17 protein-coding genes and 2 pseudogenes are annotated in these 20,260 nt (G+C 40.4%); 12 read left to right on the top strand and 7 right to left on the bottom strand.

Features of this window, described 5'->3' with window-relative positions:
- Window positions 1–47 precede the first annotated feature (47 nt).
- From I6L24_RS12040 to I6L24_RS12010, 7 genes are all read left to right on the top strand, one after another.
- Window positions 48–1,289, top strand: a complete 1,242-nt coding sequence (locus tag I6L24_RS12040) for an acyl-CoA dehydrogenase family protein (RefSeq protein WP_216986076.1) — start codon at window positions 48–50, stop codon at window positions 1,287–1,289.
- A 52-nt stretch (window positions 1,290–1,341) separates the two neighbouring features.
- Window positions 1,342–2,463 carry a phosphotransferase family protein gene (locus tag I6L24_RS12035; RefSeq protein ID WP_216986075.1) on the top strand — a complete coding sequence of 374 codons (1,122 nt, stop codon included), beginning with the start codon at window positions 1,342–1,344 and terminating at the stop codon, window positions 2,461–2,463.
- Window positions 2,460–3,158, top strand: a complete 699-nt coding sequence (locus tag I6L24_RS12030) for a histidine phosphatase family protein (protein WP_216986074.1) — start codon at window positions 2,460–2,462, stop codon at window positions 3,156–3,158. The genes I6L24_RS12035 and I6L24_RS12030 overlap by 4 nt, the downstream gene beginning before the upstream one ends.
- Window positions 3,159–3,198: 40 nt before the next feature.
- Complete coding sequence (locus tag I6L24_RS12025; protein WP_004280440.1) at window positions 3,199–3,942, top strand: SDR family oxidoreductase; 744 nt, start codon at window positions 3,199–3,201, stop codon at window positions 3,940–3,942.
- A 409-nt stretch (window positions 3,943–4,351) separates the two neighbouring features.
- On the top strand, window positions 4,352–5,410 hold the full coding sequence (locus tag I6L24_RS12020; RefSeq protein ID WP_004280438.1) for a fatty acid desaturase: 1,059 nt from the start codon (window positions 4,352–4,354) through the stop codon (window positions 5,408–5,410).
- A 217-nt stretch (window positions 5,411–5,627) separates the two neighbouring features.
- Entirely contained in the window at window positions 5,628–6,338 is a 711-nt protein-coding gene (locus I6L24_RS12015; protein ID WP_004280437.1) for an SGNH/GDSL hydrolase family protein, read from the top strand.
- 32 nt (window positions 6,339–6,370) lie between these two features.
- Entirely contained in the window at window positions 6,371–6,955 is a 585-nt protein-coding gene (locus I6L24_RS12010) for a uracil-DNA glycosylase family protein (protein WP_216986073.1), read from the top strand.
- Window positions 6,956–7,050: 95 nt separating this feature from the next.
- Here I6L24_RS12010 and I6L24_RS12005 read toward each other — a convergent pair.
- The 3 genes and pseudogenes from I6L24_RS12005 to I6L24_RS11995 all read right to left on the bottom strand — a co-directional run bounded on the left by I6L24_RS12005 (window position 7,051) and on the right by I6L24_RS11995 (window position 9,851).
- Window positions 7,051–7,527 (bottom strand): annotated as a pseudogene (locus I6L24_RS12005) (pyridoxamine 5'-phosphate oxidase family protein).
- A gap of 161 nt (window positions 7,528–7,688) precedes the next feature.
- On the bottom strand, window positions 7,689–8,126 hold the full coding sequence (locus tag I6L24_RS12000) for a hypothetical protein (protein ID WP_216986072.1): 438 nt from the start codon (window positions 8,124–8,126) through the stop codon (window positions 7,689–7,691).
- Between the two features lie 168 nt (window positions 8,127–8,294).
- Window positions 8,295–9,851 carry a phospholipase D family protein gene (locus I6L24_RS11995; RefSeq protein ID WP_216986071.1) on the bottom strand — a complete coding sequence of 519 codons (1,557 nt, stop codon included), beginning with the start codon at window positions 9,849–9,851 and terminating at the stop codon, window positions 8,295–8,297.
- A 121-nt stretch (window positions 9,852–9,972) separates the two neighbouring features.
- Between I6L24_RS11995 and I6L24_RS11990 the strand changes: the two genes are divergently transcribed.
- The 4 genes and pseudogenes from I6L24_RS11990 to I6L24_RS11975 all read left to right on the top strand — a co-directional run.
- Window positions 9,973–11,085, top strand: a complete 1,113-nt coding sequence (locus tag I6L24_RS11990; protein WP_216986070.1) for an S-(hydroxymethyl)glutathione dehydrogenase/class III alcohol dehydrogenase — start codon at window positions 9,973–9,975, stop codon at window positions 11,083–11,085.
- Window positions 11,086–11,293: 208 nt separating this feature from the next.
- Window positions 11,294–11,824, top strand: a complete 531-nt coding sequence (locus tag I6L24_RS11985; protein WP_005246167.1) for a hypothetical protein — start codon at window positions 11,294–11,296, stop codon at window positions 11,822–11,824.
- A gap of 521 nt (window positions 11,825–12,345) precedes the next feature.
- Entirely contained in the window at window positions 12,346–13,395 is a 1,050-nt protein-coding gene (locus I6L24_RS11980) for a 3-deoxy-7-phosphoheptulonate synthase (RefSeq protein ID WP_216986069.1), read from the top strand.
- A 246-nt stretch (window positions 13,396–13,641) separates the two neighbouring features.
- Window positions 13,642–14,304, top strand: a pseudogene (locus tag I6L24_RS11975) (ATPase, T2SS/T4P/T4SS family); the annotation flags it as partial.
- Between the two features lie 79 nt (window positions 14,305–14,383).
- On the opposite strand, the gene I6L24_RS16605 reads toward I6L24_RS11975, so the two are convergent.
- From I6L24_RS16605 to I6L24_RS11965, 3 genes are all read right to left on the bottom strand, one after another.
- On the bottom strand, window positions 14,384–15,214 hold the full coding sequence (locus I6L24_RS16605; protein WP_228733320.1) for an SGNH hydrolase domain-containing protein: 831 nt from the start codon (window positions 15,212–15,214) through the stop codon (window positions 14,384–14,386).
- The gene (locus tag I6L24_RS16600; RefSeq protein WP_228733319.1) at window positions 15,175–16,323 is read right to left on the bottom strand and encodes an acyltransferase family protein; all 1,149 of its coding nucleotides are present in this window, start codon (window positions 16,321–16,323) and stop codon (window positions 15,175–15,177) included. The genes I6L24_RS16605 and I6L24_RS16600 overlap by 40 nt, the downstream gene beginning before the upstream one ends.
- Window positions 16,324–16,485: 162 nt before the next feature.
- A protein-coding gene (locus I6L24_RS11965; protein ID WP_228733318.1) for an IS5 family transposase occupies window positions 16,486–17,237 on the bottom strand; the annotation gives its coding sequence in 2 pieces (ribosomal slippage) (window positions 16,486–17,003 and window positions 17,003–17,237; 753 coding nt in all).
- Between the two features lie 530 nt (window positions 17,238–17,767).
- Between I6L24_RS11965 and I6L24_RS11960 the strand changes: the two genes are divergently transcribed.
- A complete protein-coding gene (locus tag I6L24_RS11960; protein WP_216986068.1) occupies window positions 17,768–18,964 on the top strand; it encodes a PilT/PilU family type 4a pilus ATPase in 1,197 nt (398 codons plus the stop codon).
- An 81-nt stretch (window positions 18,965–19,045) separates the two neighbouring features.
- Here the strand turns inward: I6L24_RS11960 and I6L24_RS11955 are convergent, their stop codons facing one another.
- Window positions 19,046–20,221 (bottom strand): MFS transporter, encoded by a 1,176-nt coding sequence (locus I6L24_RS11955; RefSeq protein WP_216986067.1) that lies wholly within the window; start codon window positions 20,219–20,221, stop codon window positions 19,046–19,048.
- Window positions 20,222–20,260: the final 39 nt, after the last annotated feature.

The following is a 20,260-nucleotide window of genomic DNA, read 5'->3' as shown; positions in this document are numbered from 1 at the left end:
AAGGTGTTGTAAAGCGTATGAATTAGAATATTTAGAGGGATAAAGAGATGTTTGAGCTTTCAGCACGTGCACAAGATTATTTAAATAGAACCAAAAAATTTATTGCTGAGGAAATTGAACCAGTTGAAGCTGATTTCTGGCAGCAGGTTCATGAGTTGAATCAAGGCGGTGACTGGACCAAATGGCAATGGCCAGCAGAACTGGAAAGCTTAAAAGCCAAAGCCAAGGCAGCTGGCCTCTGGAATATGTTTCTCCCTTGTCCTGAACGTGGCCAAGGTTTATCAGTTCAGGAATATGCACATATTGCCGAACTTTCAGGTCGTAGCCTGATTGCACCAGTCGTATTTAACTGTAATGCGCCAGATAGCGGCAATATGGAGGTATTGTGGCGTTATGGTTCTGAAGAACAAAAACAAGAATGGCTGATGCCACTTTTAGAAGGAAAAATCCGTTCAGTCTTTTGTATGACTGAACCTGCAGTTGCATCCAGTGATGCCACCAATATGCAGGCAACGGCGATGGTGGAAGGTAATGAGATTGTTTTGAATGGCCGTAAATGGTGGTCATCAGGTCTGGGCGATCCTAACGCCAAAATCATTATTTTTATGGCACATACTCCAGATGAAACAAAAGACCGTCATCATCAGCATTCGATGGTTCTAGTTCCGGTAGATACCGCAGGGGTAAAAATTGAACGTATGCTGCCAGTGTTTGGTGACTACGATGCTCCGCATGGCCACGGCGAAGTCAGCTTTGAAAATGTCCGTGTCCCTGTTTCGAATTTTATTGGCGGTGCCGGTCAGGGCTTTGAAATTGCTCAAGGTCGTTTAGGACCAGGTCGTATTCATCATTGCATGCGCTGTATTGGCGCGGCTGAAAAATCCTTAGAGTTGATGATTGACCGTGGTATGAGCCGGACAGCATTTGGCAAAGAGATTTTAAAACTCGGTGGCAACCTGGAGCGTGTCGCGGAAGCACGGGTTGCGATTGATCAGGCACGCCTTTTGACCTTGTATGCCGCCTATAAAATGGATACTTTAGGGAATATGGCGGCACTGACTGAAATTTCTGCAATTAAAGTCGTTGCGCCAAGTGTATTGGAAAAAGTTGTCGATATGGCGATTCAGATCCACGGCGGTGCCGGAGTCTCTCGTGATACGCCACTGACTGGATTCTTTGCTCAGGCACGTGCCTTGCGTTTGGCTGATGGCCCGGATGAAGTGCATAAGGGCATGATTGCCAAACTGGAACTGGCAAAACGTGGCTACAGTACTCGTCGCAAAAAATAAGCTGGCTTTAACTAGAAAATTGCAATGTATTAAAAAATTTTAAGGAAAAATTATGGCGGTTATTGATGTAGGTGGAGCAGTTCGTCAAGGTGAAGAACTGGATGTACAAGCCATCACCAATTGGCTAATTCAGCAAAATGTGAATGTTGAAGGCCCTGTGCAAGTGACCCAATATTCAGGCGGAGCTTCAAACTGGACCTACCGTTTACAGTATACCAATGCCGATCTAATTTTACGTCGTCCGCCGCAAGGTACCAAAGCCAAATCAGCCCATGATATGGCACGTGAATATCATGTACAAAAAGCCTTGTCTGAGCATTATCCGGTGGTGCCTGAAATGGTCGCGCTTTGTCAGGATGAATCAGTGATTGGTTGTGATTTCTATGTGATGAAACGGCTTGAAGGAATTATTCCTCGCGCCAAAATGCCAGCTGAGCTGCAGCTTACTGAATCCGATATCCGGACTTTATGTATCAATGTGATTGATAAACTGATCGAATTGCATCAGGTGCCTTATCAAGGAACTGAACTTGAAAATCTCGGTAAGGGTGAAGGCTATTGTCGCCGCCAGGTCGAAGGCTGGGATGTACGTTATGAAAAGGCTAAAACTTTAAATGTTCCATCGTTTAAATATGTGCGCAACTGGCTTAAAGATAATATTCCTTCAGATTCTAAAACCTGTGTGATTCATAATGACTGGCGTTTTGATAATGTCATCTTAAATCCGGAAAATCCGACTGAAGTGATTGGCGTACTGGACTGGGAAATGGCGACACTCGGCGATCCGCTCATGGACCTAGGTTCTGCTTTAGCCTATTGGGTGGAAGATACTGACAATGCCATCTTTAAGGCAACACGCCGCCAGCCGACCAATCTAAAAGGTATGTTTACCCGTAAAGAAGTGGTGGATTACTACTTGGGAAAAACCGGCCTGCAACCGGAAAACTGGGCGTTTTATGAGGTGTTCGGAATTTTCCGTCTCGCGGTGATTGCCCAGCAGATCTATTATCGTTATTACCATAAACAGACTAATAATCCAGCGTTCAAGGATTTTTGGGTGGTGATTCATGCCTTGCATATTCGTGCCTTAAAACTGATTGGCAAGCAAAAACTGGAAGCCAATGAGATTGCACAAAAGTATGTGCTTAAATTTAAAGAGATAATGCCAAAATGACAACCATTTACTTGATCCGGCATGGCCAGGCCTCTTTTGGCGCAGAAAGTTACGATCAACTTTCGCCCAACGGCGAGTTACAGGCAAAGCTTTTGGGTCGCTATTTTGACGAAATCCTGAAAGAAGCGCCTTATGTGGTGGCTGGTTCCATGCAACGCCATCAACAGACAGCGCAATTATCACTGAACAAATGTTTTCCGGAAAGTGAGATTCTGACCGATAGTGCCTGGAATGAATTTAATCATCAGCAGGTATTCGCCCGTTATGAGCCGCGCTTTAATCAGCCTGAATTGCTGAAACAGGATGTATCAGAACATGAAAATCCACGGGATTATCTGAGCAAGATTTTTAGCGGTGCAATTGCACGCTGGACTGGCGATGATTATCACCATGAATATGATGAATCTTGGCCAAGTTTCAAAGCACGCGTGGAAAGCGGCTTAGAAAATCTGTGTGACCAGTTGTCCAAAAGCCGACCACGCTATGCAGTAGTTTATACCTCAGGTGGGGTGATTTCTGTGGCTGTAGGCAAAATTTTGGGCCTTAGTCCGGAGAAAACCTTTGCTCTGAACTGGGCGATTACCAATACCAGTATCACGACACTACGTCTGGTGGGTAATGAACCGCACCTACTCAGTTTAAATGAACATCATTTTATTAAAGCACAGCGTCCAGACTTATTGACCTGGATTTAAAACCTAATACGCTAGAAAAATAAAGGAATAGGGTAAATACATGGCTAAAACAATTTTAATTACCGGTGCAAGTTCAGGGATCGGCGCCGGTATGGCACGTGAATTTGCGAAAAAAGGCTATAACCTGGCGATTTGTGCACGTCGTTTGGAGCGTCTGGAAATCTTAAAGCAGGAACTGGAAAGCCAATATGGCATCAAAGTCATTGCCAAAACACTAGATGTCACCGATTACGATCAAGTGTTTGAAGTGTTTCGTGCTTTTAAAGAAGACTTTGGCACCATTGACCGAGTTATTGTGAATGCTGGTGTCGGTGAGGGCCGCCGGATTGGTAAAGGTAATTTTGCTATCAATAAAGCCACGGTTGAAACCAACTTTATTTCGGCATTAGCACAATGTGAAGCTGCAGTTGAAATCTTCCGTGCACAAAACTCTGGCCATCTGGTGATGATTTCATCTATGAGTGCAATGCGCGGTATGCCAAAACATTTAACGGCTTATGGTGCAAGTAAGGCCGGCGTGGCTCATTTAGCGGAAGGCATTCGAGCTGAATTGATCGATACGCCAATAAAAGTGACCACCATTTTCCCAGGATATATTCGTACTGAAATTAATGAAGGGGCAAAAAAGCTACCTTTTGAAGTAGATGAAAAAACTGGTTCGCGTTTATTGGCAGCAGAAATTGAAAAAGCACCAGTTAAGGCTTATGTGCCGAAATGGCCTTGGTTGCCACTCGGTCTAGCCATGAAAGTATTACCACTTAAACTGGTGAACAAGTTAGGTTAAAAGCGCTCTTAGATCTATAAAAAGAGAAGCTAGAGCGCTTCTCTTTTTATTTTTTATGACAAACTGAGAAAAATTTCTGAATCAGTATTTTTTTCTAAAAAATGTATAGCTTGAATTTACAAAAAAGCGAAATTTTATAAATCCTAATATATTGATTATTAAAATAAAGTTTTAAATTATCAAAAATTATATTTTTATTTTATTGATGAATTTGCAATTAAATCAATTACTTTTAAATTTTCGTTTCATGAGAAAGACCATCTTTTACTTTTCCTAATTTTCGCCAATTTTAAGAACTTTTCCAAACTGTCCAAAACTTAGACATACTCACTCTAAAAGTGGAAAGATAACTTCTCTTTTTTAGAATTTCCTTTAATGTACAACCGTTCAGAAATTAAAGGTTGTCCATATGTCTACATCTGCGGATATGACTGACCAGCAGCGAATCTCCAAGGTCAGAAGTATCGTTACCCAGGCCGGGGAAGAGGTGCGTGCTCGTTATCCCATACTCAAACATCAGAACTTTATAGGTGCGAGTATTTTAGGCTTTGCCTGGGCAGGCATGATTGCATGCGCGGTAGCATATGGAACAGGTTATCTCTCAGCATGGTTTACCATTCCCTTGATTGCGATTTTTGCGTCATTGACCCATGAATTGGAACATGACCTGATTCATTATATGTATTTCAAAAAAACACCTTGGGCACATCATCTGATGCTGGCACTGGTCTGGTTGGCACGTCCAAACACCATCAGTCCGTGGGCACGTCGTCGTTTACATTTGCATCATCATAAATATTCAGGCACTGAACATGACCTGGAAGAACGTGGCATCAGTAATGGTATGCCTTGGGGCATTCGCCGAATTCTGGTGATTAGTGACCAGTTGATGTCAGTGTATCTGCGTCCATTTCAGATGATTAAAATGATTCATCTTTTTCTGGAAAAACAGCCTGAAAAAGAACGTAAAATTGCCATGATTTCTCAGCTATTTGGCTTTTTACCTCTCAGCATTATTTACTATGGATTGTGCTACCTGTTTGTGGTCTTTCATGGTTTAAATGCAGTTTCACCGCTATTCGGTTATGAGATGCTCTGGTCGCAAGGCATTGTCGACGCGATGCCGATTGTAAATCTGCTGGCAGTCATCTGGGTGATTCCGAACTTTATCCGTTCTTTTAGCTTGCAGTTTGTCAGCTCAAATATGCATTACTATGGCGATATTGATCCACGTGATGTGATCAAACAAACCCAAGTGCTCAATCCATGGTGGATGGTTCCGTTCCAGTTATTCTGCTGTAATTTTGGTTCGACCCATGCGATTCATCATTTTGTGGTCAAAGAGCCATTTTATATCCGTCAACTGACGTCCAAAACGGCGCATAAAGTAATGAAAGAAGTGGGCGTGCGTTTTAATGATGTGGGAACTTTTAAGCGTATGAATCGCTGGAATGACTATAAAATCTAAGCTTTAATTTCCATAAGAAATCCCGTTTTTAAGCGGGATTTTTTTATATTTATCCTTGATGTTTTACCCAATGGCAAGATGTATAAGCCTGTATTTTGCAAGAATCCTATCTTAGTTAAATTTAGGTGAACATTCATTTAAAATGACTGTTGAGGAAATAGTTCAAAAGAATAAACTCAGGTAAAATTAAGTATATCCCTATATAAATTAGCCCGCTATGTTGCTGAAAGCCGCCACCATTGCCTTGATTCCTGCACTTGTCATTCAGGGTAATCGTGTCAAGAAAAATACCCTAAGACTGCCGGAACCTGAAGGTGCACGTGAAGGTCAAACCGGAACCGGCAACAAACTGTCTCTGCTGATTTTAGGGGATTCGGCAGCAGCAGGTGTAGGAGTAGAACATCAGGATGACGCATTACTGGGTGCAATTCTGCATGAACTGAAAGATGACTTTGAAATTGACTGGAAATTACAGGCCAAAACAGGCGATACCAGCTCAAAAGTAATTCATGCTTTGGACCAAATAGAAGTCCAGCACTATGATGTAATCGTCACGTCGGTTGGCGTCAATGATGTGACCAAACTGATACCTGTCGAGGTTTGGATTCAGAAACAGGAACAGCTTTATAGTAAAATTCAGCAAAAATTTAGTCCGAAACTGATCATTGCTGCCGGTGTGCCGCCAATGAATATGTTTCCGGCGCTACCGAATCCTTTAGCCTGGCTATTTGGCCAGTATGCTAAACAGATGAACCAGCAACTAGAAAATTTTGTGAATCAGCAAGTGAATATGCAATGGATTGAATACGATATTGAGAAGTATCGTGCCATGAATTTACAAATGGCTGCAGATGGTTTTCATCCGAGTAAGGAAGTTTATACACTTTGGGGACAAGAAGTAGCTGGCAAGATTCGGAAGACCTTCTAAAATAGTTGAAATCTCTCAATTTAGTTAATTCTATGTCTGATATTGAAACGCATCCGCTACCGCCATTTTTACCGCCCAATGCCAAATTACTGATGTTGGGTAGTTTTCCGCCACCTGCCACACGCTGGAAAATGAACTTTTATTATCCGAATTATCAGAATGATATGTGGCGGATTTTTGGACTGATTTTCTTTGAAAATAAAGATTACTTTTTAGATCTACCCAATAAAAAATTTCAGGAACAATTGATCCGGGAGTTTTTAACAGAAACGGGGATTGCGATTTTTGATAGTGGCTATCAGATCCGGCGTTTAAAGGGCAATGCTTCAGACAAATTTTTGGAAATTGTAGTACCTACCAATATTGAGCAACTACTCAGCCAAATGCCGCAGTGCAATCATATTATGACCACAGGCGACAAGGCCACAGACACCATGATGCTGTCTATGCCTGAAGGGACTTTAAAGCCGAGTATTGGTCAGCCTAGCGAGGCCCATTTTGTCGGACGTGATCTGTATTTATATCGCATACCTTCATCTTCTCGAGCATATCCGGTTTCTCTAGAGAAAAAAGCTGAAAGTTACCGGACAATGTTTGAGCATGTGGGTCTGGTTTAATATTTAATCCAATAATCTGATAAAAATGATTAAATAGGTTTTAGGCTATAAATAAGAAATAAACTTACTATTTGTAAGTTGGTAGCTTCATTTATTCACATATTTGGATATTCGACCCAGCGATAGCTATTGATCTTAATCTCCCGGACATAATGAAAGCTGGACCAGATTAGCTGGCTACCTTTGGTCCATTTTAAAGCTCGAATACGCGACTCCACTTGTTGTACTTCCTCAGGCAAGGCCGGACGTAAAGGACCAATTTCTGCATATAAGCGTACTCCTGGATAACGCTTAAATTTACCTTTAAGCAACGCATGAAACCAAAACAGTTTGCTACTGTTCACAGCCTATATGCAGGCCATCGGCTGATGCTGTAAATTTTCAGAAAAAGTAGTGGAATAAGTATCAAAAAAGAAACCCGTACTGGTCTTTTTGTTGAGGAATACGGTTCCGATCGGAGTAATGCTAGGAAAACCTTTAGAGTTGACCGTTGCAATAGAGCAGTGCATGGCAGCCCGTTGTGCATCAGCGACCACCTGGCGAATCTGTTGCCATTCATTATCAGAAATCATGTCTTGATTCTCTTTTTATTTTTTATAAATTTTATAACAACTTATTTAGCTTGACATTGCCTGAAAAAATTGAAGATAGGGCAGTTTAATCAATCTAAATCATTATTTAGATTATAAAAAAGAGCCACATGGGCTCTTTAAAAAAATGCAAAACTCGGCGATTAGCCATCGTATTCGACATAATCCCACAAATTTAAACGTGCTTTAATTTCCTGACGGATCTCAGGCAACATCGGCAAAAGAGTGCCATCAATCCATAAACTCAACGCTTGGGCAGAGAGTACTTGCTGCTGCTCATCGACCAGTTGTGCACCTTTCAACATAATGCCGGTCTCATCAGTGGCTTTAGTTTCTACACCTTTAAATAAAACCTGTAATTCATAACCGCTATCCTGAATCAGCCATTCCAGTTCGAGCTGAATATTTTCACTGGATTTCAAAACCACCTGTCCCTCGACCGTATCGGAGTCGGACAGACAGTCATGTTCCACCCGAATTTTGGCCAAATACCATTCTTGCTGGGATAAATCATGGAGGGTTTTTACAGGCGTCAGAATATCACTGAACTTAAACTGACGGCTTAGATCAAAAAATTGCATGGGAGTGGAGGGCGAACAATCGCAAAATACGAGAAAAATGTAATTCTAAAGTAAGCGCAATAGACTGTAAAACCCTTTAAACGATGATTGGACTAAGTTAATTTAAGCGGTCATTCTCAAAATACAGGCTTTTCATGTCGTCGTAATTGTGAGGTCATTCTAATGTCATTACATTAACCATTCACCGGGAAATTTCGTCACCAGATTCATCATAAAACGCTGGAATTTTGTAGTTTCCGGATCATGTAAATGCTGAATACTACGGCCATCTTTTTGATGTTCCAGCCAAATCATTTCATTTTTTTCATTCAGTTTAAGCTGATAAGCCACGCGTGGTAAGTACTGATCCATCGCACTGGTGATTTCCTTCTGAAAATCTTCCGATTCAATGACCAGACCGACTTCGGTATTCAGATAGGCTGAACGCGGATCAAAATTAAATGAACCCACAAACACCATACCATCCAGATCAAAGAATTTGGCATGCAAACTGGAGCTGTTTTTGTTTTTAGCCGGGATGATGTCACCGGTCATAATTTCATACCAGGTGCGTTCCGGCCGGACAATGTAGGGTTTAAATTCCCAGAGTTCGATGCCACTTTTCAATAATTGCTGACGATATTGCTGATAATAGGCATGCACTGCGGCCACATCATTGGCCTGAAAAGAGTTGGTCAGGATTCTGATTTTCACCCCCTGTTGCGCACGACGGGTTAAATAGTCGGCCCCTTTTTGCGTGGGAATAAAATATGAGGACACCAGTTCCAGATGTTTTTTCGGCTCACCCATCAATTCGAGCATATGGGTATAAATATAATCGCCATTTTTGGCATGAGGACGGGCTTTTGCGGGACTATCCGCGACAAAATAAGCCGGCGCCCAGTGAATGGGTTGTTTTTTTAAGTGTTGTTCGACTTGTTTCTCGGCAATGCCCACCCGGCGTTTGAGTTCAGTTTCATCGACATCTTCACGTGCAAATTCAGTTCTGAGCCTTTTAAGCATTTCAGGATGGCCGGCATCATTCAGCACCTGTCGAACGTCATAACTCAGATCATCATTCCAGAAGTTAATAAAAGTTTGATTGGCATCTGTTACGCTTTGACCCGCGAAGAATATATCCACATCGGTGAATTGAAAATCTTCACTGGCATCAAAGTATTCACTGCTGATATTGCGGCCGCCGGTCACGGCTGCAGTTCCGTCTGCAATGATCAGTTTATTGTGCATACGATGATTGACCTTTTTCATCCGGAAGCCATAATCCAGCGCACGTAAATGACGAAATTTATAGGGATTAAAAATCCGAACTTCAAAATTTGGATGTTGGCTTAGAGCAAGAAGCTTATCATCGAGCTGGGTGCCATTTTGATCGTCAATCTGGACACGCACTTTGACACCGCGATCGGCAGCTTTTAAGAGCTGGGACAAGATCATATTGCCAATATAATCATCCTTCCAGATGTAATACTGTAGATCCAGATGATATTTGGCCTTGTTAATCAGGTGCAGACGCGCTGCCATACTCATAAAGCCATCATAGAGCGGCAAGAAAGCCGTTTTACCGCTATTGATCTGCTGTTTTGAAAGTTGATTGTCGATCCAGTGCGCCGGTCGAAGCGGCGTGATTTTCGCTTCTTCAGCAGTGTTGGGAGCCGGTTCACAGCCAGAAAGCATGATGCTAAAAGTAAAAATGCTCAAACATACAAAAGGCGAAGGTTTAGTCATTGATGTTCCATTAATTATAGGATCTTTTATTCCTTATCTTGTGATGTTAATAGTTGAATCTGCGAATAGAAAGAGGTTACTGTTAGTCATCTGTAAATCAGCAAAAAAAGGACAGTTTTACATGAAATCACGTGCAGCAGTTGCATTTGGTCCAGGCCAGCCATTAGAAATTGTAGAAGTGGATGTTGCTCCACCAAAAGCAGGTGAAGTACTGGTAAAAATTAGCCATACAGGCGTGTGTCATACCGATGCATTTACCTTGTCTGGTGAAGATCCTGAAGGTGTATTTCCTGCAATCTTGGGTCATGAAGGTGCGGGTGTGGTCGTTGAAGTCGGTGAAGGTGTCACCAGCCTGAAACCGGGCGATCACGTGATTCCGCTTTATACTGCTGAGTGTGGCGAATGCTTGTTCTGTAAATCAGGCAAGACCAACCTGTGTGTTGCTGTACGGGCGACGCAAGGTAAAGGTGTCATGCCAGATGGTACGACCCGTTTCTCTTATAATGGCGAGCCGATCTATCACTATATGGGTTGTTCAACTTTTTCAGAATATACCGTGGTTGCTGAAGTTTCTCTGGCAAAAATTAATCCTGAAGCCAACCATGAGCATGTTTGCCTGCTGGGCTGTGGTGTGACTACCGGTATTGGTGCAGTACATAACACCGCTAAAGTTCAGGAAGGTGACAGTGTTGCAGTATTTGGTTTAGGTGGTATCGGTCTTGCTGTAGTACAAGGCGCACGTCAGGCCAAAGCCGGCCGTATCATTGTGATTGATACCAATCCGGATAAATTTGAACTGGCGAAACAGTTTGGTGCGACAGATTTCCTGAATCCAAAAGACTATGATCAGCCGATTCAGCAAGTGATTGTCGAAATGACTGGTTGGGGGGTAGACCATTCATTCGAATGTATCGGTAATGTAGATGTAATGCGTTCAGCACTAGAATGTGCGCATCGTGGCTGGGGTCAGTCAGTGATTATTGGTGTTGCGGGCGCTGGTAAAGAAATTTCAACCCGTCCATTCCAGTTAGTTACAGGTCGTAAATGGATGGGTACTGCTTTTGGTGGGGTGAAAGGTCGTTCACAATTACCGGGAATGGTAGAGCAATCCATGAAAGGTGAAATTCAGCTGGAACCTTTTGTGACTCATACCATGCCATTAGGTCAGATCAATGAAGCTTTTGACCTAATGCATGAAGGCAAGTCGATCCGTACAGTCATTCATTTTGACTAAGCTGTTTTAATCTAAAAAAGACCGGTATTAAACCGGTCTTTTTTATGCGGCTTTCACTTGATTCAGGATACATTAGTGCATGAAAGCCTCACAGAGAGTCACTGAAACAACACACGCCTGCTAATGTCATTACATACCAGATGCTTATATTAAATAGGACGTATGAAAATACGTGCTAAAACCATTTTAAAGAATAAGGATAAGCTCTATGTCGAATGATAATTTTGATCGTGATGTAATTAAGAATGCGCCTAAAGATGTCCGCGATGATTTAAATGCTGATCCAATTACTGGTGAACCTGGCGCACATCCTGTAGGTACAGGTGTCGGTGCTGCAGGTGGCGCAGCAGCAGGTGCAGCTATTGGTGCTGCAGGCGGTCCGGTGGGTGTCGCTGTCGGTGGTGTTGTTGGTGCGGTCGTTGGCGGTCTGGCAGGTAAAGGTGTAGGCGAAGCTATAAATCCAACTGAAGAACAGGCTTACTGGCGTGATAATTCGATTAATACGCCATACTATTCAGATGCCCGTACTACCTATAGCGATCTGGATTATGACCGTGATTATGATACGGCCTATCGAGTCGGTTATGAAAACCGTGGCAGCTATGATGCCCATACCCGTTTTGAAGACGTAGAACCTGATTTGAGACTGAAATGGGAACAAATAAAAGGCGAATCACGTTTAAACTGGGAACAGGCTAAATTTGCAGTGCGTGATGCCTGGAATCGTGTTTCACGTTAATTTTTAATCTTTGGATTAAACTGAAGTTTCTTTGGTAAAACCCGCAATAGGTTTGTGGGTTTTACTAATTTTAGTGATACATATCACGGTTTGATTGATCGATAAATAAAAGTAGAAAAGTTAATAAATATTTTTTTATATTTAATGCTTGTCAAATGATCACAGAGCGCGTATTTTAATTTCAGAATCACATTTTATGAAAGACATAACATGTTAAAGCAACCTATCATTTCAAACGCATATTTTTATTTCTGGCAGTTTAGCTAATTGCCTGAATGCGTTTGGGCAATGAAAAGGTTGCCCACCAGTTTATACCTGATCGGCAACCCTGATCAGGTTTTTTTATGCCTTTCATTTTTTAAAATATTTTGGAGACAGCCATGACAAACTTTAACTATTCATACTTTAACAACTTTTATTGGTCTTATTTTAGTCAGCTAATGACACTTACAACACTTTCGATTAGACCCATAACGCTCAAATAAAAGTTTGGACTGATTGCCAGTCCCAGGATTAAAGTCATGAATACCCCAAATACATCACAACAACATCATGCTGAAAGCATTTTAATTTTACCTCAGCAGCTTAAGCAGCAATTGCCACTGTCTCCGCAATTGGCCAGCCAAGTCGCTGAACATCGTCAAATCATTCAAAATATATTAGAAGGCAAGGATCATCGTTTGATGGTGGTCACCGGCCCATGTTCCATTCATGATGAAGCTTCGGCGCTAGACTATGCAGAAAAATTAAAACAGCTTCAGTCACAGCTATCTGATCAGATTTTCCTGGTGATGCGTGCTTATATCGAAAAACCGCGGACTACCGTAGGCTGGAAAGGTTTCCTTTACGATCCAAATCTGGATGGTTCATCCAATATGCAATTGGGCTTGGAAAAATCTCGTGACTTATACCTAAAAATCATTGAAATGGGTCTGCCCATTGCCTCTGAAATTCTTAGCCCGATGGCAACTGCTTATTTCGATGACTTATTAGCTTGGGGTGCGATTGGCGCACGTACCAGCGAATCGCAAATTCATCGCGAAATTTCCAGCCATATGCCGTACAGCATCGGTTTCAAAAATGGTACTGACGGTTCGATCCAGATTGCATTAGATGCCATTCAGTCTGCCTCTCATCCTCATCAATTCCTGGGGATGAGCCAGTCTGGTTTACCATGCATTTTACACTCGCAAGGTAATCCTAAAGCACATTTGATTTTACGTGGCTCGAATAGCGGACCAAATTACCAATTGTCAGAAATTGAGAAAATCCGGGCCAAACATCAGATCGACTTACCGGCATTGGTGATTGACTGTAATCATGGCAATAGCTCAAAAAATCCGATGCTGCAGCCTGAAGTATTGGAGCAGATCGTGGCAGAACGCTTACAGACCAATGTTCGTGGCGTAATGCTAGAAAGTCATCTTGTTGACGGCAACCAGAAAATTTCTGAGCAAATGACTTATGGTCAGTCTGTAACTGATGGATGTCTGGGCTGGACAAAAACCGAACAACTATTGTTAAATATGACTGACTCACTACGGCTCGAAGGTTTGAAGCGTAGTGCTTAAAACTGAATGATGTCTTTCCTCAATTGATTGGGGAAAGACAGAATCGGATGAAGCCGATCAGCGCATCTCCCAGATGCTTAAACTAGCTCATCACGGCGTTTGAAAATAAAAATAATGATTAGAACGATTTTATAAATTGAATAAAAAATAATTAAATTAAAAAATAAACAATAACAATAATTTATTAGAGGTCTTGCTTCAGCTGATTCTACACGGCTGACCAGTCATGATCTCAGGAATCTCGATATGTATACAACCGAATTGCTCGATGAAGCACGTAAATTTATGCACCATATGCTGACCAAGATGGTTGAATATAATGGTTCAGACCTTTTTATTACTGCAGATTTCCCACCCAGTATTAAACGACAGGGCCTGATGAAGCCCTTTGGTCAGCAGAAACTCACGCCGGATAAGACCCGCTTATTTGCGTATGCCTTAATGAACGAGCGACAAATTCAGGAATTTGAATCGGTCATGGAATGTAATTTTGGCATTAGCGTGCCGGGTGTTTCGCGTTTTCGGGTGAATGTATTCCAGCAACAGCACAATGTCGGTATGGTCATTCGGGCCATTACCACAGACATTCCGAGCTTTCAGCAGTTAGGCTTGCCGAGTTCATTGCAGCAGGTCATTATGGAAAAACGTGGACTGATCTTGGTGGTGGGGGCAACGGGTGTTGGAAAATCTACGACACTGGTTGCCATGATTGATTATCGTAATACCCATACCGAAGGACATATTATTACTATTGAAGATCCGGTGGAATATGTCTATCAGCATAAAAAATCGATGATTACCCAGCGAGAGATCGGGGTGGATTGTATTTCCTGGCATAACGCGCTTATCAATACTAGGCGGCAGGCACCCGATGTGATTGTGATCGGTGAAATTCATGATACAGACAGTTAAGAGATTTTATGTTAAATAAAAAAAGTATCCATGTTTCTTAGAGAAAGAAATATGGATACTTTATCTAATAAGTATATTACTCAAATATTCCCTTAAATATAGGCTTTAAAAGTTTATTACCATACTCACTTAAATGATCCCCATCACGATAAATTGGTCGTCCTCTATATTCTGAAATACATACGTTTTTATTGCATAATACTTTTGAAACATCTAGGAATGTAGCCCTACATTGTTCTGCAGTGGATGCTAATATATTGTTAATTCTGTCAGATCGTTCTTTATATTTTGTATAGGAAATTCCATTTTCTTCGAATTTTCCATATTTCATAATTTGTTTAGCCATTAAAGGAGGAATATTAATCCCCATTTCTGGAATTGTAGAAACTATATAGACTGGTGAATTTGGAGAGATATCACAAATTGATTTTTCAAAATTATCTTGAAATTCAAGGTATTTTTCCTTCTTTGTGCTTTTTTTATCACTAAAATAAATGATTTGTGAATTCGCTCTATCAATATTATTTTCGCCTTCCATTCTTTCTAAGTATCTATTTACAATGAAAATAGGAGTATTTTTATGTTGCTTCAAATATTGATGACGATCTTCATTTATTTTAGTACAAAATGAAATATCTTCATTGAAGCTTGCATTTAAGATATAAGGGCAGCCAGATCTAGCAGCATATATGACTCCATCTTTACTTAAATTCAAAATACTAGTTATAGATGATGCAATAGCATCTGCATGACTATCCCCAAGAATAATAGCTTTAATATTGTCTTTATTTCCAATTATGCATGTTTCAAATTTTTCAGAAGCGAATACGGACTCGCATCTTTGAGGAAAATCGTTGTTAGCCTCATTTAAAATGGTGGTAATTTTTTCTGAAACACGAAATTCCATTCCATCAGTTTTTTTATAGTATAACCACAGACTAAAATGACTAAAAATATATAAAACGGTTTAACTTTATATATCTCTTTCCATGACGAATATCTTGGGAAATTGATCTTTTCAATAAATTGATAACTTAAGAATCCAAGTAAGAGAGAAAGTGGAATGCCATACATCCACCAGTTTTTAAATGTAAAGTAGAATCCTAAAACTACTAAAGGCCAGTGCCATACATAAATGGAGTAAGACCATTTACCGATATAGCTAAAAATAGGATTATTGATAACAAAATTATTTTGATAATTACTTATAATAATTAAATATGCACCAAACACAGGTATTAGTGCCATATAACCTGGCCACAATGTATCTTTTGACATAAAGAAATAAGACGTAACAATAAGAACAATACCTAAGGATTGAACTGTAATTTTTGTGATCTTATTTTTAAGTGACCAGGGATATAGGAAAGCTAATCCACCGAGTAACATTTCCCAAGCTCGGCTTGTCAGTAAGAAATAAGCAGTTTTGCTGTCTTTGTAAGTTGTATAAATACAGTAAATAAAACTCGCTAGAAATAATCCTATAACAACACGTTTTAGGTTTTTGAAACTTAAATATTGTTTTAGAATAACAATGAAAATAGGAAAGAAGATATAGAATTGCCATTCAACAGATAAAGACCATGTGTGTAATAGCCATTTTGTATGTTCTGCTGTATCGAAATAACCACCACCTTTTGCAAATAAAAGATTTGAGATAAATAAGGAGCTTTTCTCAACTTGACGTCCTAGATCACGATAATCAATTGGGGTTAAATAGAACCAACCAAATACAAGTAAAACAGCTGACATAGCAGCTAATACAGGGATAATTCGATTTGCTCGAGCATTGTAAAATTTGAATAACTTAAAAATATTCTTTTCTACACCACCAAAAATAATCGATGTCATTAAGAAACCAGAAATGACAAAGAAAACATCAACCCCAGCAAATCCACCTGGTAACCATTGTGGATTAAAGTGAAAAATGACAACAGCAAGAACAGCGATTGCTCGTAGTCCGTTTATATCGTATCTAAATTGCATGAAAAAAGTAGTTAAGTTATAAATTGGCACATTCTATAACTAAATGAAATATAAGTCAGAATTAATGATTAATTTAAAGAATTCCTAAAATTAACATAATACACCTTATACGAAATTCTCTATTTTATTTTATATAAATCATATTCTTATAGTAAAATAAAAAGCCTAACTTAGCTGAATTAGGGCGTGTCCTCATTTGGCTTTACACCAAATAAACATGCAAGCAATGTAAATCATAGACTGGTAATTTCGTGCAAGCTTATCAAATCGGGTTGCAATCGCTCGGAAATGCTTCAATCTCGCAAACACATTTTCAACTAAATGTCTTAATTTATATAGATATTTATCAAACTCCTTATTCGATCTTTTACTATTTGATCTCATTGGAATGATGGGAATCATATCCTTGTTCTGGGCATATATTCTAATGTGCTCAGCATCATACCCCTTATCAGCAATGAGATAAGTTGCCTCGCCTACAGTATCAATCAGTTGTTTTGCAACTTGACTGTCGTGGACGCCACCCCCAGTGATTTTAAAATCAATCGGTAATCCATTCGCGTCGGTTGCAAGATGTATTTTTGTTGTTCGTCCACCACGTGATTGTCCAATTGCTCTTTCGAAACCATTCCGAGCTCCACTTGCATGTTGATGCACGCGTATGTAGCTTCCGTCAATGAATACCCATTCTTGATCCAAGACGCCTCGTAATCTAAAAAAAATTTATTCCACAATCCCTTGCTTGCCCAACGATTAAAACGATTATAAGCAGTTTGCCAAGGACAAAATTCTTGAGGAATATCACGCCATGTGGCGCCTGTACGCAGTTTCCATAAGATCGCTTCCATGATATTTCTACTATTCTTTGAACGGTAGCAACCATGTAATCGCATAGTATCTTGAATTTGCTGCCAGATATCATCGGTAAGAAGAGTACGTGCCATTGAAAATATAGAAATAAAAATAACTCAAAGGAGGATTTTAAGTATTTAAAACCAATTCTTCAAATGAGGACACCCCCTAGGCTTTTTTTAATAATTTATGAAGTTACACGCCTATTATTTGAGCAAAATTCCACGGTTTTGTTCAACTTTTATAAATATTGTCCTATTTTTCATAAGTCATTATTACATGTGGTAGAACCGAAATTGGTACATAAAAAATAGGGAAGTTGGTAATCATAAGGAAAAAAATAACACTCTATATGTCGTAAAAGACAAATTATGAGTCGTCTGATAGAGTTTTACCATTTAAATGACAATCTTCTTTTTGAGCAGAGTTGCTTTAAAAAAGCGTACATATTGCAGGTTAATTTCATTTTTATTGAAGTAAATCACATAAAAAATTTAAAATATTTTCTTTATAAATCAAATATGTTTGAGGCTTTAAAAAAAACGCTGCACAATGAAATCAAAATATTTTGGCATAAATCTAAGATTGAGATTTGTGCCGTTGTGCATTTCCGGGGGAAAAGATGTTCACGGCAGAATTGTTGGACGAAGCAAAAAAATTCATGCATCACATGCTGACTAAGGTGGTGGAATATGGCGGTTCAGATTTATTTATTACGGCTGATTTTCCACCTAGTATTAAACATCAGGGCTTAATGAAACCTTTTGGACAGCAGGAACTCACGGCTGAAAAAACCAAGCTGTTTGCCTACAGCTTGATGAATGATAAACAGCGTAAAGAATTTGAAACTGAACTCGAGTGCAATTTTGCCATCACCGTGCCAGGTGTTTCCCGTTTCCGGGTCAATGTGTTCCAGCAACAACTCAATGTCGGCATGGTAATTCGTACCATTACTGCAGAAATTCCAAACTTCCAGAAACTGAAATTACCGGAATCGCTGAAACATGTGATTATGGAAAAACGCGGACTGGTGCTGGTGGTCGGTGGAACGGGTTCAGGTAAATCAACTTCACTCGCGGCGATGATTGACTACCGTAATGAAAATTCGGCCGGGCATATCATTACCGTAGAAGACCCGGTTGAATATGTGCATAAACATAAAAAATCCATGATTACTCATCGTGAAGTCGGAGTGGACTGCCATTCTTGGCATAATGCACTGAAAAATACCTTGCGTCAGGCTCCGGATGTAATTCTGATCGGGGAAATTCGCGATACTGAAACTATGGAACATGCGATTGCTTTTGCGGAAACTGGCCATTTGTGTTTGGGAACTCTGCATTCCAATAATGCCAACCAGACTTTGGATCGGATTATCAACTTCTTCCCTGAAGAACGCCGGAATCAGTTATTGATGGATTTGTCTTCAAATATGAAGGCAATTATTTCACAGCGTCTGATTCGGACTCAAGATGGTAAAGGCCGTCGGGCAGCGATTGAAATCATGCTGAATACGCCTTTGATTTCCGACCTGATCCTGAAAGGCGAGTTTCATGAGCTGAAAGCCATTATGGCTAAATCCCGTGAACTGGGCATGCAGACCTTTGACCAGGCCTTATTTGACCTGTATAACCAGGGTGAAATTTCTTATGAAGAAGCCTTGCGCAATGCCGATTCGACCAATGAACTGCGCTTACAAATCAAGCTGAAAAGTAACCGACAGGACACTACCGTAGCCACAGAGGCAACCCAATTCACCATGATGCAAGAGCCAAAAGCGGAAGAGAAACAAGCAGAGAATACTTCGGTGTCAGAATAAATATTTGCTCAAAAAATCACAGGCAGAATTTTCTGCCTGTTTTTTATTGATCTTATTTATTATTCGATTCAATCCATAAAACTAGACGGTTTTACGTTGCACCACCAGCTTAAAATAAATAATACTGCTTAAGGTTAAAATACCGCATAGCATAAAAGCAAACTGATAACTGTAAGCTGCAATGATGGCACCAATCAGCAGTGAACCAATGGCAATCCCCAGATCATAAAAAGTATAAAAAGTTGAAGTTGCATAGCCAATTCGATGCTTGGGTGCACCCTGAATCGCCAAGGTTTGAATACATGGTTGTACACTACCAAAACCCACGCCAACCATGACCGCAGCCAGCATGAATCCCCATAAGGTCTGAATCTGGCTAAGTAAAAACAGGCCCAGACTAAAGGCCAGCAACGCCGGATAAATCACATATTGTGGACCTTTACGATCATAAATTTTCCCGGTGATCGGACGGAGGCTCATCATGGAAATGGCGAAAATCACAAAAAATAAGCCGGCATAGGCCATTAAATCCTTGCTGGCTGCATATGGTGCAATAAAAGACATGATGCTGGCATAAGAAAAAGAAATCAGCATGGCCAGTACCGCGACAGGCAGCACTTTCTTTTCCACAAAATCTGTCAGCTCAAGCGAGGTTTTCTTGTTAGTATTTTTGATGATTTTTTCAGGCTCTTTTACCGGAATTAAAAAGCAGAAGGCAAATCCGATAAAAACTAAGGCGATCAATAGCGTACTGACCTGAAAATAAGACCAGTATTCCATCAGGCTCAGACCAATTAAAGGACCCAAGACAATCCCCAGATTTACCGACATGACAAAATAGCCCATGCCTTCGCCTTTACGCTGCTCCGGAATAAATTGGTTCACCACAGGCACGCAAACTGTAGTCAATATACTGAACCAGATGCCATGGAAGAAACGGATGATAAACAGAATCGTGAGCTGATCTGCCAGCAGATAAGTAAGTGAAAACAGGCTAAAAAACACTTCTGAAATAATCAGGGTTCTACGTACCCCAAATTTTTCGATAATTAAACCGCTAAAAGGTCGCATTGCAATGGCAGAGACCATAAACAAAGTCATGGCCAGCCCCGCCTGGGTCAGGTTGCCGCCTAATTCTTTTAAGATATAAATCGGCAAAATTGTGGTTTGCGCAAAATAGAAAATAAATAAAAACAGGTTGTTGGCCAGACAAAGCACAAATGACTTGGTCCATAATGGCGCTGCATTGGCGTTCATGATTTTCCTAAAATGATATGCTGTAAGACGCTGGGCTCA

Source organism: Acinetobacter lwoffii (assembly GCF_019048525.1).
Taxonomy (GTDB): Bacteria; Pseudomonadota; Gammaproteobacteria; order Pseudomonadales; family Moraxellaceae; genus Acinetobacter; species Acinetobacter lwoffii_K.
This window is presented reverse-complemented; position numbering and strand designations above follow the sequence as displayed.

Coding starts and splice junctions, on each gene's coding strand:
- I6L24_RS12040 (WP_216986076.1), top strand. CDS start 48: ATGTTTGAGCTTTCAGCACGTGCACAAGATTATTTAAATAGAACCAAA.
- I6L24_RS12035 (WP_216986075.1), top strand. CDS start 1,342: ATGGCGGTTATTGATGTAGGTGGAGCAGTTCGTCAAGGTGAAGAACTG.
- I6L24_RS12030 (WP_216986074.1), top strand. CDS start 2,460: ATGACAACCATTTACTTGATCCGGCATGGCCAGGCCTCTTTTGGCGCA.
- I6L24_RS12025 (WP_004280440.1), top strand. CDS start 3,199: ATGGCTAAAACAATTTTAATTACCGGTGCAAGTTCAGGGATCGGCGCC.
- I6L24_RS12020 (WP_004280438.1), top strand. CDS start 4,352: ATGTCTACATCTGCGGATATGACTGACCAGCAGCGAATCTCCAAGGTC.
- I6L24_RS12015 (WP_004280437.1), top strand. CDS start 5,628: ATGTTGCTGAAAGCCGCCACCATTGCCTTGATTCCTGCACTTGTCATT.
- I6L24_RS12010 (WP_216986073.1), top strand. CDS start 6,371: ATGTCTGATATTGAAACGCATCCGCTACCGCCATTTTTACCGCCCAAT.
- I6L24_RS12000 (WP_216986072.1), bottom strand. CDS start 8,126: ATGCAATTTTTTGATCTAAGCCGTCAGTTTAAGTTCAGTGATATTCTG.
- I6L24_RS11995 (WP_216986071.1), bottom strand. CDS start 9,851: ATGACTAAACCTTCGCCTTTTGTATGTTTGAGCATTTTTACTTTTAGC.
- I6L24_RS11990 (WP_216986070.1), top strand. CDS start 9,973: ATGAAATCACGTGCAGCAGTTGCATTTGGTCCAGGCCAGCCATTAGAA.
- I6L24_RS11985 (WP_005246167.1), top strand. CDS start 11,294: ATGTCGAATGATAATTTTGATCGTGATGTAATTAAGAATGCGCCTAAA.
- I6L24_RS11980 (WP_216986069.1), top strand. CDS start 12,346: ATGAATACCCCAAATACATCACAACAACATCATGCTGAAAGCATTTTA.
- I6L24_RS16605 (WP_228733320.1), bottom strand. CDS start 15,214: ATGGAATTTCGTGTTTCAGAAAAAATTACCACCATTTTAAATGAGGCT.
- I6L24_RS11960 (WP_216986068.1), top strand. CDS start 17,768: ATGTTCACGGCAGAATTGTTGGACGAAGCAAAAAAATTCATGCATCAC.
- I6L24_RS11955 (WP_216986067.1), bottom strand. CDS start 20,221: ATGAACGCCAATGCAGCGCCATTATGGACCAAGTCATTTGTGCTTTGT.